Raw genomic sequence first — 17,791 nt, 5'->3', positions numbered from 1 at the left:
TGGATAGGCCTACCGAAGAATGCAGAAGGTCGGACGCGGGATTGTTTGTTAGTTTGAATGAGTAACCAGGAATCCCATTTCAGAGGTGCGATCTATGTCCTCATCCCTTCCAGAAGGTAACCGGTACCACGGCTGGAACATCGTTGCTGCCGCCACGGTCCTCACGCTGCTGACGGTTGGAATGCGCCTCGGGATCGGGCCATTTTTCCTACCAATGGCGGAAGACCTGGGTTTTAGCCGCAGTCTTCTGGCTACCATCGTTGGGGTTGGAATGCTGTTCTATGGTTTAGCGATGCCTTTGGCGGGATACCTTGTTGGGGCCATAGGTACGCGCTCGGTACTATTGCTTGGAACGGCGATAGTTATTGCCTCAACGATGTGGACGGTCGTTGCGCGTACGCCTTTCACGTTTCTACTCTCATTCGGCGTGCTGCTCTCGGTTGGTCTCGCGTTCACTAGTCCAGTAGCCCTGACCCCAGTCATTAGCCGGTGGTTTACTCGGCAACGTGGTATGGCGCTGTTCTTTCTGTCCACGGGCTCAATGGCTGGCATGGCGGTTATGACGCCGCTGCTAACTCTCTCCATTACCTTATTTGACTGGCAAACCACCCTTGTCGGCTTCGCTATTTCATTTGCTGTGGTAACCGTGCCGGCAGCCTTATTCATCATTAAGGACGAGGTGCCGCAAAACGCGGATCTGCTTCCAGCGACACCTGGTTCTGCGCCCTCCATTAATGATGCGACGCCTGCGGAGCTCACGTTCGGTGCCGCTATGCGCACTTCGCCCTTTTGGAAAATTGTGCTCGGCCTGTTCGCATGCGGATACAGCATGAATCTTCTTGGGACCCATGGTGTGCCTATGCTCATGGATCACGGATTCGATGCCATGACGAGTTCTTATGGCATCGGGCTTATCGGCCTCGTAGCCATCGCTGGAACGCTGATACTTGGTCGATTGTCGGACCGGCTGCCTCGAAGGAACATCTTGGGGGCGATTTACTTCATTCGGGGCCTGGGATTCTTTGCGCTGCTCCTGGTGGGTACCCATTGGGAGCTGTACATCGCGGCAGCCATTGGTGGAATGGTTTGGGCGGGCAGTATTGCAGCTTCGTCGGCCATACTCGCGGACGTCTATGGCGTGCGGCTAGTTGGCGTTATGTACGGAACTGCTTATTTGGGCCATCAGGTAGGGGCGATGATCAGCTCTTGGCTAGGCGGGTGGGGATTCGAGCATTTCGGTACCCATTGGCTCGCCTTTGGTAGTTCAGGCGGGCTGCTTTTGATCGCCGCAGTGGTATCGCTAAGGCTGCCGTTGAAGGGTTTCACATTGCCGCAGCTAACGGTATCAAAAGCCTGAACCGCTGGGTTTCCGAAGCGTAGCAACTTCTGTGGCGCGGCCATACCGAGCGGTGTGCCCTAGTTGCTCACTGCGACCTCAGCGAGGTGTTATCGAATCGAGCAGCATACCCCGACGAAGCCGAGGCCGGGCCGGCCACGCCGATCGCTTTGAGCTTATTGTCACTATCCTTACTAGCCAGCACCCGCAACATAAGAACAAGCCATTAGGGGAGCGTTTGATGCTTGCAGAACGGGAAGATGGGGCCTTGGCGGCGCAGTTGGAGCCGAAGCGTAATCCGTTCGTGAGGGCAATGGCGTTCATGCTGGCTGCGGCGGTTCTGATTCCACTACTGAACGCGGAAGTGAAGTACCTCGGCGTGTTCTATCCGGTTATCCAATTGCTCTGGTGCCGCTACTTCGGCCATGTGGCCTTCACGCGCCGCGCAAAGGTTCGGCGCTGTTTCGCTCTCAACGCCCTTGGTTGCAAATCGTGCGGTCGCTGCTGTTCTGTTTTACCTCCTTCCTGATGTTCTGTGCGCTCCAGTACGTGCCGGTGGCGACCGCAGCGGCGGTGAGTTTCACGGCGCCTATGGTGATCCTGGTGCTGGCGCCGTTCATGCTGGCCGAGAAGGTGGGCTTGCTGAAAATAATCGCAGTCGTCTGTGGGTTCGCTGGCACGCTGCTTGTTATCCAGCCAGGTGGCGATGCCTTTCATCCTGCCGCGCTACTGGTGCTCTTGAGCGCTTGTACGTCGGCGCTCACGCAGATTCTGTCGCGCAAGCTCGCCGGGCACGACACACCGGAAACGTCCAACACATACATGGCGGCCGCTGGATTTGTATTAACGAGCCTGATGCTGCCGTTTATCTGGCAGTCGCCGGACGGTTTGTTGCACCTCGGTTTGCTGATCAGCATGGGCATCCTAGGTGTTTGCGGGCACTATTGCCTGGTGCGCGCCTTCGAGGTAGCCCCGGCTCCGTTCGTGGCACCGTTTACTTACTTGCAGATCATCGGCGCCAGCCTGCTGGGCTACCTGTTTTTCGCCGAACTGCCGAATCTGTGGAGCCTCATCGGCACCTTCATCATCGTGCTGAGCGGGTTAGTGGTATTGCTTGGCGAGCAATACCTTGAGATGCGTCTAAGGGCGTCGGCTCGATGTTCTAGCTGAGACTTCCGAGCATTCACGCCGATGGTAATCGTCACATGAAGCGCCACCCTTCCCTCCCTGCTGGCGCAGATTATCCTCGGTGCGACTGACGATCCTGGCAAACACCGGATTGGCCATGTCCGGCAGGATGAGCCAACCGTGCGTGTCTGCCCGCGCTGCAGGTTTCGAGCCCTCTCGTCGGAGCGGTAGTTCAGTTGGCCAATCGCTCACATGACCAGCACGCGGGTTTCCGCCCCGACAGAGCCGGTTCCCGACAGCACGCAGAATCCGGTACCGACGCCGATCCCGGCTAGCCGAGCGACACTGATGGTGATCGGCTTTCCAGGCATAAGGTCCCTAAGTCCGGCCCACAAGGAACCGTACAGCCGCCCGAAGAGCAGAGACTCTGACGCATGGCTGGATCCAACAACGCCCTGACAACGTAGCGGCAGTGCTTCCTCAATACATCGAATCCACCTCCGGCACGATCTCGAACAGATCGCCCACCAGACCATAGGCAGCCACCTGAAAGAGCGGCGCTTCCTCGTCCTTGTTGATCGCGACGATCACCTTGGAGCCTTTCATACCTGCCAAGTGCTGGACGGCACCGGAGATGCCCACGGCGATGTACAGCTGCGGCGCTACGATCTTGCCGGTCTGGCCGACCTGCATGTCGTTCGGCACGAAGCCGGCGTCGACCGCTCCGTTCGACGCGCCCGCCACCTTGCTAGCTCAGGGCCTGACGGGAACGATCTCATCGCCGACGAAGTGACCGATGATGTAATCGTTTGGTCCCAGGGCATCATTTTTTTCCGGGCCGAACGGTTGCTGGTACTGCTTGATCAGGCCGTCGTATTGCTCGATGGCGTAGAAACCGTCACGCACCTCATTGCCTTTGGTGCTGCCGGCCTTCTCGATCGCCAGCGCGGTCAGGTACATGGCATCATAGGCGTTGGCGATGCCGGTCGCCGGGGTCACGTCCGCCAGGCTCTTGATTTCCGGATAGCGCGCTTTCAGGGCCGCCAGCAGGGCGCTGCCCTTCTCGCCGCTGTCTTCGGTGAACAAGTAGGTCTGCACGAAATGCACCCGCTCGGCATCCGGCCCGGCCAGCTCACCAAAACGGCCACCCGCCGGCCCCCAGTGGGAGACGATCGGGACGTCCCAGCCCATGCGGTCGAGCGACTTGACAACCTGCGCGGACGGTCCGACATTCGCCACCAATATTAGCGAGTCGGCGCCAGCATTTCTCAGCCGCGTCAGCTGCGGCAATACGTCCAGATCGCTGTCCTGTACGCGCTCGCCCCCTGCAGACGTCATGCCGCGCTTGTCCAGCGCACGCTTTAGGCCGGCCTCATTGGATTCGCCCCAGGGGTTGTTGATCAGAACCATTCCTGACTTCTGCATTTCGCGCTTGTCGACGCCGTACTCGACCAGGGCCTCGTCGACCAGCTCGTCGACCGCGAGACGCGAAAGACGTAGTTGTCCTTGGCGCCGTTCTCGGTGATCTTGGTGCCTGCGGCCCAGACTCCCATGAACGGCACCTTCATCTGGTTGGTCAGCGGCACGATGGCCAGGGACACCGGTGTGTCCAACCCGCCGAACAGCACCGCCACCTGTTCCCGCTGCACCAGCTCGCGGGCGGCGAGCATGCCCTTCGACGGGTTGCTTTCGTCGTCACGGCGCACCAGTTCCATGAATAGAAAGATTTCAGTCCCTACGAGGGTTCGCTGAAGCGGGTGGCAGGCCTCTGCAAAAGGCCTACGACCGATAAAACCACAGGCACGCGTATCATTCACGATGTCACGCCGCATCCTCATCTAATGCCCTATGGTCGGCAGGCAGAACCATCGCAAGGGACGCCAGTTCAACTCCCTATCGACCATTCGTCGGGAGTTTGCCAAAGGGGGCATTTCAGGGGGCACTTATCGATAGACCCATATAACCTTTCTTTAAAATCAATAGCTTATTGCAGTAATTATAAAGCCCCCGGCTCCACCAAACACAAAGCCCCGAGAATCTTGAGATTCTCGGGGCTTTTTCTTTGCGCTGTCGAAAGACGGTCGAGGTCTTCAGCGAGCAGCCGTGCGCCTCGATACGCGCCTGAATCTCTGCCGGCAATCTTGCGGGTAGGCTGGGCGACACTAACCACGTTCGCGCCGGCCATCACAGCGCAAGCGTAGTCACTCCTCGGAAAAGTAGTCGCTGTCGACCTGCTTGACCTCATACACCTGCTTAACGCTCACGCCAAGGTTGTGTTCGACCATCAGGCGGGCGAGCTCGATGCCGTCGATCAGTACGACCTTGATATCCAGACCGAGCGCCGCTTCCTTCGCGCCAGTAGAAAAGTCCGAGGTGGTAATGAATACGCCTTTGCGTGCCCGCTTTCGCGTCAGCGCGCCGATGAACTTGTCTATTTCCGGACGATGCACGGTGTTGGCCCAGCGCTTGGCTTGCAGGTAGATCACATCCAGCCCGAGCTTGTCTTCCTTGATGATGCCGTCGATACCGTCGTCGTTGGTGAGCTGGGTCGCTTTGCCGGCCTCCTTTCGCGAACCGCCATAGCCCATGGCGATCATCAGATCGACCACCACCTGCTCGAAGAAGCTCGGCGTAGCAGCCCGCACCTGCGCCAGCAGTTCGTCTGCCAGGGATTGCTGCAACGCCTGATAGGCCGCGGCCAACTGCTCATCCGGCGTGGTTTCGGCTAGATCGCTGTCTGCAACGGCGGCGGCGTTTGTCACCTGGGGTTTAGCCGTATGGAAGTCGGCGAACTCCGGAAACTGCTTCAGCCAGGTCACGGTGATTCGCGCCGGGCCACTGGCCAGCGCCTCACGCCCCCGGTCGGTGATCTGCACCATTCCTTTGCTCGGAATCGTCAGCAGGCCAGCCTTGTTCAGATAGGTTCTGGCCCAGCCCACCCGATTGTTGATCACGGTCTGATTCCCCGAGGGCAGCCGCTCCTTGCGCTCTTCTTCCGTCAGCTGGAATACATCGGCGATGCGCACGCGCAGGGCGCCAAGCGGCAACGGCACGCCGTCGCCAACCGCCTGCAGCACCGGGCGCATGACACTTTGAAAATCCGGAATTGCCATCCTGTGCATTTCTCCTGAGCGCTGTGTAGTTAAAAGGAACTCACAAGCCGGCCGACGGATGAGCCCCGCCTGCCAGCGCCTTCAGCATTTTGTAGATCACCAACGCAAACGCCCGGCTCTTGGTCTCGTTGTCCAGCACTTCCAGCGAGAGCTTCTCGTGATCAGTCATGGCGTCCAGCACGGTATCGATTACCCGTTTTGGCAGCAGCCCGTGCATCACTTGATCCACCGAGTGGTTGTTCACTTGCGCCATCACATCTTCCTGGCGGCTGATGCGCTCGGCGATGCCGGTGAGAAAGTGCAGCTGATCTTCATCGCTGACTTCGGCACCGAAGATATCGTTCAGCGCATCGATGATTTCCGACAGCCGCTTCTTCTCCGGATCGTGTGGCTTACCACTGCCCACGTCACTGCCAGGCTTGAGCGTGTACTCACCGCCCTCCTCGCTCAGGCGCAGCTGGTGTTCGGCACGTTTGCTTAGCCGGTAGTGGGTCAGTTGCAGCTCGCCGACGTCGACGTCGTCCTGTTGCAGGCGGTCGACCCGCAGCAGCGGGTGCAGGTGCTTGGCGAACACGCAGAGCTGCTCCAGCTCGCGATCCTCGTAAGGCACGATCTGCGAAAGGAATTCGTACAGGCGCACGAAGCTCTGCAGGTTCTTGCGGAACAGGTCGAGCTGATCAACCTGCTCGCCGGCTTCCTTTAGCGCGTGCTCGGCCTTCTTCAAACCGGCGCTGTCGCCGTTGGCCTCAGCGGTGCGCTTGAAATTCAGCGCCTGCTGGCGCGATTCGACGCTGAAGGCGTAACGCTTGGCGAAGCGCTCCTTGGCAGGCTGGCAGTAGTAGCTGAGCTTGCTGGCTGCCGCTTTCGGGTCGAAGAAGGCCAGGGCGAACGCCTCGACCTCCTGCCAGTGATAGATCCCTTCGGCATCCAGCTTTTTCTGCAGGTCGTAGATGATCTGCGGGTCGGTGACGTCGCTCAGCTCGGCCTTGGTGTAGTACGGCAGAAAGGCGTCGAGGATGTCCTGCGGCTCGTTGAAGAAATCGAGGATGAAGGTCTGCTTGGCCGGAAAGGTGCGGTTCAACCGCGACAGCGTTTGCACGCAGTCCACGCCCTGCAGCTTCTTGTCCACGTACATGGCGCATAGCTTGGGCTGGTCGAAGCCGGTCTGGTACTTGTTGGCGGCGATCATCACGTTGAAGTCCTGCGTGTCGAACGCCTCGGCCAGGTCGCGTCCATTCAGGCCGGCGTTGAGCAGGCTGCTGCTCTCGGTCACTTCCTCGGGGATCACCTCATCCGGCAATACGCTGCCGGAAAACGCCACCAGCGGATGCACGTCGGCGTAGCCCATCTGCTGCACGTAGGCCTTCACCGCCAACTGGTAGCGCACCGCCTCCTGGCGGCTGCTGGTCACCACCATGGCCTTGGCCTGGCCACCGAGCAGGTGGCGAATGTTGGCGCGGAAATGCTCGACGATGATCTCGACCTTCTTGTCGATGTTGTACGGATGCAGCCGCACCCAGCGCGCCAGCTTCATGCGTGCCTTCTTCGAGTCCACCTCGTCGTCTTCGCCGTCCGGGTGGGCAATCTTCCAGGCGGTGCTGTAGGTGGTGTAGTTCTGCAGCACATCGAGAATGAAGCCCTCCTCAATGGCCTGGCGCATGGAATACAGATGAAAGGCTTCGGGCTTGTTGCTGGCACTGGGTGGCAGCGTCGGGTCGGGTACGCGACCGAACAGCTCCAGGGTCTTGGCCTTGGGCGTGGCGGTGAAGGCGTAATAGCTGATGCGCTCGTTCGGCTGGCGCGCCTGTACGGCGGCATCGAGTAAATCTTCGGCGCTGATCTCTTCCGCATCCAGCGCATCGCTGCCGAGAATCTGTTTCAGCTTGCTGGCCGAGGAGCCGGTCTGCGAGGAATGCGCCTCATCGGCGATTACCGCATAGCGCCCCGAGGCGAGCTTGGGGTATTTCTCCAGCGCGTCGAACAGCGCCGGGAAGGTCTGGATGGTGACGATGATGATGCGCGTCTGCTCGGCCAGCGCCTCGGCCAGTTGCTCGGACTTGCTCTGGTTGCCCACGTCGCGGGTGATCGGCCGCACCACGCCCTGGGCGTGCTCGAACTGGTAGATGGTGCTCTGCAGTTGGCTGTCCAGCACCGTGCGGTCGGTGACCACGATCACCGAACTGAACAGCCGCTGGCCGTCGTGGCTGTACATCGAGGCGAGCTGGTGGGCAGTCCAGGCGATGGAGTTGGACTTGCCGGAGCCGGCACTGTGCTGGATCAGGTAGCGCATGCCCGGGCCTTCGACGTGGGTGGTTTCGATCAGCCTGTTGACCACATCCCACTGGTGGTAGCGCGGGAAGATCATCGTTTCCCTGGTGGTCAGCGTGCCGTCGAAGCCCTCGCTGGTCTTCTTGTCCAGGTGCAGGAAACGTCCGAGCACCTTGAGCCAGGCATCCGGCTGGAACAATTGCTGCCACAGGTACCCGGTGGCGTACTGGCTGTCGTCGGGCGGCGGTGGGTTGCCAGCGCCGCCTTCCGCGCTGCCGAGGTTGAACGGCAGAAAGAAGGTGTCCTTGCCGTCCAGCTTGGTGGTCATCGCCACCTCGTTCTGGCCCACCGCGAAATGCACCAGCGCCCCGCGTTTAAAGGTCAGCAGCGGCTCGGGTTTGCGCGTCAGCGGGTCTTTTACCGGGCGGTCGTAGCGGTACTGGCGCTTGGCGTTTTCCACCGACTGCTTGAACTCGCTTTTCAGCTCCAGCGTGGCTGTGGGGATGCCGTTGACGAACAGCACCAGATCCAGCCGTGGGTTGTAGCACTGCCCGCCAGCACCGGCCTCGCGGAAATGCGGCGAATAGGACACCTCCGGCACCACGCGCAGGCGGTTGCACTGGTAGCGTTTGAGGGTGTCTGGGTTCATGCCGTGGTCCGGCTGGAAGCTGCACAGCTCCACCTTCACCGCCGGCAGCTTAAAGCCATGGCGCAGCACATCCAGGGTGCCGCTCTGCTCCAGCTCGCGCACCAGCTTTTGCACCAGCACATCATCCGGGTTGTTCGGGTTGGACTTGGCGAACTTGTCCCAACGCTCCGGCCAGGCGTCCTTGAAGTAACCAAGAAAGTCCTCGGTATACAGCGCCGTGCGCCGGTCGTAGCCGCTGGCCGGGCCAGTGAGCCAGCCCTGGGCAACCATGGCGGTGATGATGTCCTGCTGGAACTGGGCTTCCTTGCTGTCCGCCATTTATACGGCCTCTACTTCTTCTACTTCAGGGGCTTGGGTGCTGGCCGGTGGCTGCCAGCCGCGCACATCGATTTTGCCGGTGACGGCGGCGGAGATTAGGGCGGAGCGGCGTTCTTGGAGGAGTGCCATAGAGTTTTCTGACTCTGCCATGAGCTCATCGAAGATCGATGACTGCTCTTCAACAAACTCAGCAATTGTTGCTTGCTCACTAAAGGGCGGCTTAAACATCCAAAACTCTATTGCGTCAGCGATGTTGAACTGTTTCTGGGCCGCTCCATACTGAACAACCTCAACTTGCTGCCGAACCAAACGGCTATTCATTACAGCGCAAAGCCATCCCGAATCGAAATTTCCGCGCTTAACCAACATAACTGAAGCGCAGTTCCCACCTTCGCACTCAGGCGGTACGACAGCTGTCAAACCTGGGTATCCAACACGCATGGTGACAATGTCACCTGCCTCAAGCATGGTCTTTCGATTTCTCAAACTGTCTTTCAAAGAAATTTTTCGTGCCTTATCAACCTCAATAAGCCCTTCCTTCACCTCGCCACCGTATATAAACGGCAGGCCTTCTTCTGCCACGTAGTCACTGGGATTAACGACTATCCCTACAGTGATAAACGGCGAAATATTTTTAAGGCGCTTCCTCTCCCAATGCGCAGGCACTTCGCCCAGCCACTCAACGCCGGAGTCTTTCATCGGCGCAGTGGGGTCGAGGCCTTTGGTGACGGCGTGGGAGATCACGGCCTGGCGCTTTTCCTTGAGCAGCTGGATCAGGCGCTGCTGCTCTTCGATCAGCGCGTCGATGCGGGCGGTTTCGTGGTCGAGGAAGCGTGCAATTTGGATTTGTTCAGCAACGGTTGCAACCGGAAAAATAACCTCGCCGATCAAGGTTCCATTTAAGTTGGCAAGCCCAGTTGTCGAGTTCGAAAGCAGATCAAGTTGAGCCCTGGCCAGCTCATCATTCATGAGATACCAAGCTAGCTTTGGGATAAAGCCTGACCCAACTCTCAGTCGCTGCATAAAGTTGCCATAGCAGCAGCTCTGCTTGGCAATCTCGGCAGTTACCAGCGTCGTTTTGCCAATATGCAATGAGCTCCCGCTGGACTTAGTTACTACCAAGTCGCCCTCTACAAGGAGCGCACTCGCTCTTTCCTTAGCACTAAGTTTACGGAGGGCAGGCTCTGCAACTCTCCAGTTCCCATCTACAGTCTGGTCCGTGGAGCGAAGAACTATCGTGTCATTTTCTCCTGTCGGATCGTCCCCCCAAACCCCTCCGTCGTTATTGTCGAGCAACCATTTAACTTGCTTAACCTCCCAAGTCACCGGTACGTCACCGATCCACGGCACCCCAGATTTTTTATATTCCGGGTACGGACTGAACCCACTCATGTCGACAGCCCCTCGATCATCTGCTTGATGCGGTCGGTGCAGGCTTTCAGGTCGCTATCGATCTCGGCCAGCGGGCGCGGTGGCTGGAAAACATAGAAGTGGCGGTTAAAGGGAATCTCGAAGCCGACAATGCCGACTTCGCCGTCCAGCGCATCGGTTTTGCTTTCGTCGATCCAGGCGTCCGGTACATGGGGGATGACTTCGCGCTGGAAGTAGTCGTATACCGACTCGCCCAGCGGTACGTTCTCGTTGTCACGCAGGCCGGCGTCGGCTTCCGGCTGGCCCTTGATCATGCAGATGTCCGCCTCAGGGTCGCGCTCGCTCAGGGCGCTCATCAGGGCTTTTAGCTCCGGTGCGCTGAGGCTGACGCTGTGTGCGCTGAGGGCTTTTTTCAGCAGCTTGCTGAATTGCTCGCGGTTGCGGTGCAGCACGCTGGCGTCCATCGCTTGCAGGGCCGTAATCAAACGCTGGCGTGCCGAGGCTTCCAGTTTCTCGATAGCTTTTTCTTCCAGCACCTTGGCGATGCGCTCGGCGCTGGTCTGGAAGTTCAGGCGCAGCGGGCGTTCGACGGTGATACGCCGGTAGCCGAAGGCGTCGATGGGGAAGATCTTGCTTTGCGGGGTGGCCTCGAAGCGACCGTAGAGGCGCACCAGCTCGCTGATTTGATCGTCGGTGATGTACTGGCGCTTGCTGCCCAGCGACTTGCGCATTTTGGCGTAGTGCTGGCTGCCGTCGATCAACTGCACCTTGCCCTGGCGCGCAGCAGCTTTGTGGTTACTGAGTATCCACACATAGGTGGCGATGCCGGTGTTGTAGAACATGTCGGTGGGCAACGCGACGATGGCTTCGACCAGATCGTTCTGCAGCAGGTAGCGGCGAATCTCCGACTCGCCCGACCCGGCGCCGCCGGTGAACAGTGGCGAGCCGTTGAGGATGATGCCGATGCGCGAGCCACCGTCGCGCGGGTCACGCATCTTGCTGACCAGGTGCAACAGGAACAGCAGCGAACCGTCGGACACGCGCGGCAGGCCGGGGCCGAAACGGCCGTCGAAGCCCTTGTGGCTGTGCTCGTCGGTGATCTGCTTCTGTACCTTCTTCCACTCCACGCCGAACGGCGGGTTGCTGAGCATGAAGTCGAAGTGATGCTCAGGGCCGGCCAGTTGATCGTTGGACAGGGTATTGCCGAGTTTTATGTTCTCGACCTTCTGCCCCTTGATCAGCATGTCCGCCTTGCAGATGGCGTAGGACTCGGGGTTGAGCTCCTGGCCGTGCAGGGACACGGTGACCTTCTCGCTGATGGACTGGATGTACTCATCACCCTCCGACAGAAAGCCGCCGGTGCCGGCGGTCGGGTCATAGATGGTTACGATGCTGTTGGGCGCGAGCTTGTGGTCCTGATCGGTGATCACCAGCGAGGTGGTGAGGTGCACGATATCGCGCGGGGTGAAGTGCTCCCCGGCGGTTTCGTTGGAGCTTTCCGCGAACTTGCGGATCAGCTCTTCGAAGATGATGCCCATGCCGAAGTTGCTGATGCGCTCGGGGCTCAGGTCAGTGGCGGCGAAGCGCTGCACCACCTGATACAGCAGGTTGGCGGTTTGCAGCTGCTGAACGAAATCCTCGAAGTGGAAGTGCTCGAAGATCTCGCGGGCATCCTTGCTGAAGGCCTGCACGTAGCTCATCAGGTCGGCGGCGGTCTGGGTGCCCGACAGCGTGCCGAGGGTCAGCGGCGAGGCATTGAAGAACTGTTGCCCGGCCGCACGCAGCAACAGCCGCTCACGCACCAGATCAGGCCGACCTTCTTGGGCATAGGACTCACGGATCACCGCTTCCTTGGTCGGTTCCAGTACGCATTCCATGCGCCGCAGCAGAGTGAACGGCAGGATGATGCGGCCGTACTGCGACTGCTTGAAGTCACCGCGCAGCAGGTCGGCAATGGACCAGAGAAAGGCGGCCGTCTGGGAATGGTTTTCCGTGTTCACGTAACTGCTCCAGGGTGAGGCGGCAAAGCCGCTACTTTAACCCGCGGAGCGTCACAGGGAGACCCGCACAGACGCATAGCCTCACTATTGCTTGAGGTATCGCTTGAGGCTCAGCGTAAGCCAGTCGCACCGCTAACCTGACTCGCCATCTCCCTGGTAACAATCTCGACGATGGCCCGCAGCAGTCGCATCTCACCGTTGAAGGTTGCACGAAGTGCTGGCTGGGCTTCGCTGAGTGCTTCGTTCTGCCGTTGCACCTCGTTCTGCAGCGCCGTGGCCTGCTGGTAGATCTTGCCCGCCAATGCGTCGATATGCTTTTTCGCGGTGGCAGGTTTGATGCCCATGCCTACCCCGGCATCGATCAACACGGCACCGGTAATCTCATTCAGGCACAGCACTCCATTGAGCGGCCAGGCCAGTGTCGATTGGGTTGGCCACTTGTCCTGATCGAATGCGCGGGTGCCGTAAACAGCTGTGCTCAGCAGGTCGTAGAACGGCGCCAACACCACGCCCTTCCGGCCCACGAGAAAGCTCAGGTTCTTCAGGTGGGCGTCTTCGTTACCGACGAGGACGTTGAACACCAGCCATTTGAACAGCGCTTCGCGCGCTTTCACCGAAGGCACGCAGAGCTTCGCGATGTCGCTCAGTTTCTGCACGCTGCCGGCGCTGTACTTGTACTCGCGTGATAGGCCTGTCAGCTGGCAGGCGTCGATACAGTGCAGGCGCTGCCATTGGGCGTGAGTGAAAGAGCGGTCGAATCGCTCGACCACATAGACCGGTTGAGGCACGTACAGTCTGCTAACGACCGGAACATCCAGCCCTAATCGCTTCGCCAAAGTCATGACGAACCATTCGTTAACGGCCGAATGGCCCCAGGCAATATCAGGGTGGTCGGGCTTGAGAATGTGGGTGGATGGCGTACTTCCGGTGGGCTCCAGAAGCTCCCCATCCCGATAGATGACCGCCACCTTATGCTGAGCCCCGGCCAGGGACATCTTCTTTGCCGAGCGCTCGGCGAGCGGTACTCGCGGCATTTCGCGTATCCGCGAGGACAGCACTTCGTGGGTCAATGTCTGCTTGCCACCTGCTAACGGCTGCTGTCCGGGCGGGAGCAACGTCAGGGAGCCTGCAGACTCGGCGCCAAAGCGTTGCAGCAGGCTGAAGGCGTCCGCAACTGCGGCTCCGATGCTTTGGGCGATCAGCAGGCGCTGCCCTTCCTCGGGCAAGAGGTTGTCGAAGTACCACTGCACGGGCCGTACGCTGGCGCCGTCGACATGTTCGTTGGGCTGCAGCGGCAACCCTGGACTTAGGGCGTGTGCATCGGGTCTGCTCAGCCACTCTTGGCTATACGCGAATGCCCATAAGCCGTTGGACTCGCGAAGCACTCCGACCAGAACATCGTTGATCCAGACATTGAGTTGCCGCTCCATCATTTCACCTCATGTTTCGAGGCGTCATGTTCAGAGCCTGCGGCCTGGCCGCGCTTGTGCTGAATATCCTGGAATTGCGCCATGGTTTCAGCGGCAAAGCTCTCAGGGACTTCAACCTCAACGGTCAGGCCCAGCTCTGTCAGGACCTGAAAGAGCTTGCCCCATTGCACCGTCTCGCCACCGCGCTCAACCTTGCCAAGAAAATTCTCGCTCACGCCGATGCTGCCAGCCGCGTCGTCCTGACGCATGCCCAAGGCCTTGCGGCTGGCGCGAATGAGCGTGCCAAGCTTTTCGGGGGAATCGATTTCAACCTTCATAGAAATCCTCACGGTCGTGAGGATAAGCATGCTGAACAGAGACGGCTTTAGAAAATCCTCACGAACGCGAGGATTCTAGTCCGCATGACGTGTTAATCAAACAAATCCTCACATCCGTGAGGATTTTTTCTGTTGGCTCGCCACCAGCCTGCTCCACCGGGCACAACTGGCAACTCACCCATAAATCGCTGGCTCCCGATAGTGCCGGGCACACGCCTCGCCGTTTTCGCGGAACAGGTGGCATTTGTCGGCCTTGAGCCCGGCGGCGAAGGTTTCGCCTTCGGTGACGCGCAGGTTGCCGTCGACGCAGAGGGTGATGACGTCCTGCAGGCGTTCCAGGGTGAGGTAGAGCAGGTTGTACTGGCCCAGGCGTTCGGCCACGGTGATCTGGCCGTGGAACGTGAAGTCGGCTTCTGCCGGCATGACGAAGTGTTCCGGGCGAATGCCGAGGGTGAGCGGGTCGCCTGGGCTCACGGCGCTGCCGTCCACCGGCAGGGTCAGCGGGTAGCCGCTGGGCAGTTCGATGGTGACGGCTTCAGGACTAGCGGAGATGGCGCGCACCTCGACGAAGTTCATCTGCGGCGAGCCAAGGAAGCCGGCGACGAAGCGGTTTTTCGGGTAGTGATAAAGGTGCAGCGGCTGGCCGACCTGGGCGATTTCGCCGGCATTGAGCACGACGATCTTGTCGGCCAGAGTCATGGCTTCAACCTGATCGTGGGTCACGTAGATCATGGTGGAGCGGATGCGCTGGTGCAGGCGGGCGATCTCGATGCGCATCTGCACGCGCAGGAAGGCATCGAGGTTCGACAGCGGTTCGTCGAACAGGAACACCTTCGGCTCGCGGACCATGGTGCGGCCGATGGCGACGCGCTGGCGCTGGCCGCCGGAGAGGTCCTTGGGTTTGCGTTCGAGCAGCTTGTCGAGCTGGAGGATTTCCGCGACTGCTTCGACGCGGCGCTTGATCTCGCGCTTGTCGACGCTGGCGAGCTTGAGGCCGAAGGCCATGTTCTCCGCCACGGTCATGTGCGGATAGAGGGCGTAGGACTGGAAGACCATGCCCACCGAACGATCCTTGGGCGGCAGGTCGTTGACGCGCTGATTGTCGATCAGCAGATCGCCGGAGGTGATGTCCTCAAGCCCGGCGATCAGCCGCAGCAGGGTGGACTTGCCGCAGCCGGACGGGCCGACGAAGACGACGAATTCGCCGTCTTCGATGTCCAGGTCGATATGCCGGGTGATCGGCGTACCGTCGTAACTCTTGCAGATGTCGCGCAGCGTGACACTGGCCATGGTTATTGTTCTCCGTTGATGCCGCCAAGCTCTCGTTATCTGGCGCAGCGGTGGGCCAACCCCACCGCTGCCAACGCTCCCTTAACCCGCGAGCCGGACATAGCCGAAACCATGTGCCGGCAGCCGCGCCCAGTGGCCATCGTATTCGGCAAAGCTCGCCGGTACGTCCACCAGCGGCACCGCCTGCGCCGGCAGCTCGTAGCTGCGCGACAGATCGCCGAGGTTGAACAGGCACAGCCAGGCTTCGTCGCCCAGCCGCCGCTCGAACACCAGCAAGGCGTCGTCATGGTAGACCATGTGGATATCGCCCTCGATCAGCAGGCGCTGCTCGCGCCGCCAGCCCAGGAAGCGCCGGTAGCAATTGAGCATCGAATGCGGATCGGCATCCTGCGCGGCCACCGACAGCGAACGGTGCGAGTCGTCCACCGGCAACCACGGCTGGCTGCCGGTGAAGCCGGCATGGTGTGCTTCGCTCTCCCAGGGCATCGGCGTGCGGCAGCCGTCGCGGCCCTTGAATTCCGGCCAGAAGGTAATGCCGTACGGATCGACCAGATCCTCGTAGCGCAGTTCCGCTTCCGGCAGGCCCAATTCCTCGCCCTGGTACATGCAGACACTGCCGCGCAGGGATAACAGCAGAGCCATCAGCAAGCGGCCGCGCTCCGGGTCGGGCCGGCCGTTGAGCGCCCAGCGGGTCATCACCCGCACCACGTCGTGGTTGCCCATCGACCAACAGGACCAACCGTCCGCCAGTTCCCGCTCGATCCCTTCCACGGTATGCCGGATGTAGCCAGGGCTGCACTGCTCGGTGAGCAGGTCGAAGGAATAGGCCATGTGCAGCGTGTCGCCACCGCTGGTGTAGGCGGCCATGGTGCGCAGCGACTCGTCGCAGCCGATCTCGGCTACCGAAGAGGCACCGGGATAGCGCTGCAGCAAGGCACGCAGACGACGCAGGAAATCCATGTTCTCTGGGCGCGTCTTGTCGTAGATATGGCGCTGGTAGGCGTAGGGGTTATCGATGCGCACGCCGATGCTGCCCTCACGGATCTCGGTGTTCGGCGGGTTGTCGCGCAGTTCGGCGTCGTGGAAGTAGAAGTTGGCGGCGTCCAGGCGGAAACCGTCCACGCCGAGCTTGAGCCAGAACTCCATGTCGTCGAGCAACTGATCCTGCACGGCGGGGCAGTGGAAGTTCAGGTCCGGCTGGCTGGAAAGGAAGTTATGCAGGTAGTACTGCCGGCGCCGGCTGTCCCAGCTCCAGGCCGGGCCGCCGAACACCGACAGCCAGTTGTTCGGCACGGTGCCGTCCGGCTTGGGATCGGCCCAGACGTACCAGTCGGCCTTGTCGTTATCGCGGCTGGAACGGCTCTCGGCGAACCAGGGGTGCTGATCCGAGGAATGATTGAGCACCTGATCGATCAGCACGCGCATGCCGCGTTCGTGGCAGGCCTCGACCAACCGGACGAAGTCGTCCAGCGTGCCGAACAGCGGATCGACGCCGCGGTAATCGGCGACGTCGTAGCCGAAATCCTTCATCGGCGAGGTGAAGAAGGGCGACAGCCAGATAGCGTCGACGTTGAGGCTGGCGATGTAGTCCAGCTTGTGCAGCACGCCGGGCAGGTCGCCCACGCCGTCGCCGTTGCTGTCGAAGAAACTACGTGGGTAGACCTGATAGATCACCCCGCCGCGCCACCAATTCTGAAGTTGCTCGGACATGCCACGTTACCTATGAGTGACCAGTGAAGATGTGGCCACTCTAGGTGCGGCATCCCGTCGCAACATCCTCCGGCGGCGGGGTCTTGCAGGCGTAAGGGTCGGGCGTAGACGGCGCGCTGGCCGAGGGCGTAGACGGCGACAGCGAGCCGGTCAGCGTATCCGCGCCGGATTGCCGACCACCGTGGCACCGGCCGGCACGTCACGGGTGACCACGCTGCCCGCGCCGATCACCGCATCGTCGCCGACCGTCACGCCAGGAAGGATGATCGCCCCGCCGCCAACCCAGACGTTGCGGCCGATATGGATCGGACGGCCGAACTCGACGCCCGAGCGGCGTGCTTCAGGGTCACGCGGGTGGTCGGCGGTGTAGAGCTGCACCGCCGGGCCGATCTGCGCGCCGGCGCCGATATGCACTTCGACCACATCGAGAATCACGCAGTTGAAGTTGAGGAAGGCGCCCTTGCCGAGGTGGATGTTGTAGCCGTAATCGCAGTGAAATGGCGGGCGGATCACCGCACCGGCACCGGCCGAAGCCAGGCGCTCGGCCAGCAACGCTCGGCGCTCGTCCGGCGAGGCCGCGAGCGCCGCGTTGTAGCGCACCATCCAGGCCTTGGCAGCGGCCTGATCGGCGAGGATCTCCGGATCGCCGGGGTAGTACAGCTCGCCGGCCAGCATCTTCTGCTTCTCGCTCATCGCCATGGCAACGCCTCCTTCACTGAAAAGCCCGAGGGTGCCACAGCATGAAGCGGCCCTCCTCCTCCCCAATTGATGGCCAACGGGCGAGGCGATGAACGGTTCGGCCCGGCGCCTTCGCGTTCGCCGCGACCCTCGACTAGGGTTGATGCACTGTCCCGTTGCCTT

Annotated in this window: 12 protein-coding genes and 2 pseudogenes; 3 read left to right on the top strand and 11 right to left on the bottom strand. The window is 60.6% G+C overall.

Annotated elements, in window-relative coordinates; all coding sequences use genetic code 11:
* The first annotated feature begins 94 nt into the window (after nucleotides 1-94).
* From BHD08_RS04300 to BHD08_RS04290, 3 genes are all read left to right on the top strand, one after another.
* Entirely contained in the window at nucleotides 95-1,357 is a 1,263-nt protein-coding gene (locus BHD08_RS04300; RefSeq protein ID WP_125020922.1) for an MFS transporter, read from the top strand.
* A gap of 220 nt (nucleotides 1,358-1,577) precedes the next feature.
* A complete protein-coding gene (locus BHD08_RS04295; RefSeq protein ID WP_125020921.1) occupies nucleotides 1,578-1,865 on the top strand; it encodes a hypothetical protein in 288 nt (95 codons plus the stop codon).
* On the top strand, nucleotides 1,829-2,506 hold the full coding sequence (locus BHD08_RS04290; RefSeq protein ID WP_125020920.1) for a DMT family transporter: 678 nt from the start codon (nucleotides 1,829-1,831) through the stop codon (nucleotides 2,504-2,506). Before BHD08_RS04295 ends, BHD08_RS04290 begins: the two co-directional genes overlap by 37 nt.
* Nucleotides 2,507-2,944: 438 nt before the next feature.
* Here BHD08_RS04290 and BHD08_RS04285 read toward each other — a convergent pair.
* From BHD08_RS04285 to BHD08_RS04235, 11 genes and pseudogenes are all read right to left on the bottom strand, one after another.
* Nucleotides 2,945-3,202: pseudogene (locus BHD08_RS04285) on the bottom strand (FAD-binding protein); the annotation flags it as partial.
* Nucleotides 3,203-3,217: 15 nt separating this feature from the next.
* Nucleotides 3,218-4,134 (bottom strand): annotated as a pseudogene (locus BHD08_RS04280) (ABC transporter substrate-binding protein).
* A 531-nt stretch (nucleotides 4,135-4,665) separates the two neighbouring features.
* Nucleotides 4,666-5,577 (bottom strand): restriction endonuclease, encoded by a 912-nt coding sequence (locus tag BHD08_RS04275; protein ID WP_015275812.1) that lies wholly within the window; start codon nucleotides 5,575-5,577, stop codon nucleotides 4,666-4,668.
* A 40-nt stretch (nucleotides 5,578-5,617) separates the two neighbouring features.
* Entirely contained in the window at nucleotides 5,618-8,812 is a 3,195-nt protein-coding gene (locus tag BHD08_RS04270) for a type I restriction endonuclease subunit R (RefSeq protein WP_125020919.1), read from the bottom strand.
* Nucleotides 8,813-10,204 carry a restriction endonuclease subunit S gene (locus BHD08_RS04265; protein ID WP_125020918.1) on the bottom strand — a complete coding sequence of 464 codons (1,392 nt, stop codon included), beginning with the start codon at nucleotides 10,202-10,204 and terminating at the stop codon, nucleotides 8,813-8,815. It lies immediately after the preceding gene.
* Nucleotides 10,201-12,183, bottom strand: coding sequence for a class I SAM-dependent DNA methyltransferase (locus BHD08_RS04260; RefSeq protein ID WP_125020917.1), 1,983 nt, complete (start codon nucleotides 12,181-12,183; stop codon nucleotides 10,201-10,203). The genes BHD08_RS04265 and BHD08_RS04260 overlap by 4 nt, the downstream gene beginning before the upstream one ends.
* Before the next feature lie 110 nt (nucleotides 12,184-12,293).
* Entirely contained in the window at nucleotides 12,294-13,613 is a 1,320-nt protein-coding gene (locus BHD08_RS04255; protein WP_125020961.1) for a HipA domain-containing protein, read from the bottom strand.
* Nucleotides 13,613-13,930, bottom strand: coding sequence for a helix-turn-helix domain-containing protein (locus BHD08_RS04250; protein ID WP_125020916.1), 318 nt, complete (start codon nucleotides 13,928-13,930; stop codon nucleotides 13,613-13,615). The genes BHD08_RS04255 and BHD08_RS04250 overlap by 1 nt, the downstream gene beginning before the upstream one ends.
* Nucleotides 13,931-14,104: 174 nt before the next feature.
* Nucleotides 14,105-15,220: a maltose/maltodextrin ABC transporter ATP-binding protein MalK gene (gene malK, locus BHD08_RS04245; protein WP_125020915.1), complete on the bottom strand. Its 1,116-nt coding sequence runs from the start codon at nucleotides 15,218-15,220 to the stop codon at nucleotides 14,105-14,107.
* Between the two features lie 81 nt (nucleotides 15,221-15,301).
* The gene (locus tag BHD08_RS04240; protein WP_015275806.1) at nucleotides 15,302-16,930 is read right to left on the bottom strand and encodes an alpha-amylase family glycosyl hydrolase; all 1,629 of its coding nucleotides are present in this window, start codon (nucleotides 16,928-16,930) and stop codon (nucleotides 15,302-15,304) included.
* A 150-nt stretch (nucleotides 16,931-17,080) separates the two neighbouring features.
* The gene (locus BHD08_RS04235) at nucleotides 17,081-17,629 is read right to left on the bottom strand and encodes a sugar O-acetyltransferase (protein ID WP_125020914.1); all 549 of its coding nucleotides are present in this window, start codon (nucleotides 17,627-17,629) and stop codon (nucleotides 17,081-17,083) included.
* Nucleotides 17,630-17,791: the final 162 nt, after the last annotated feature.

Origin of the sequence: Pseudomonas sp. SCT, from assembly GCF_003864275.1 — a bacterium.
Lineage (GTDB): Bacteria > Pseudomonadota > Gammaproteobacteria > Pseudomonadales > Pseudomonadaceae > Stutzerimonas > Stutzerimonas stutzeri_AE.
The sequence above is the reverse complement of the archived record's forward strand: the minus strand, read 5'-3'. Positions and strand labels throughout refer to the sequence as shown.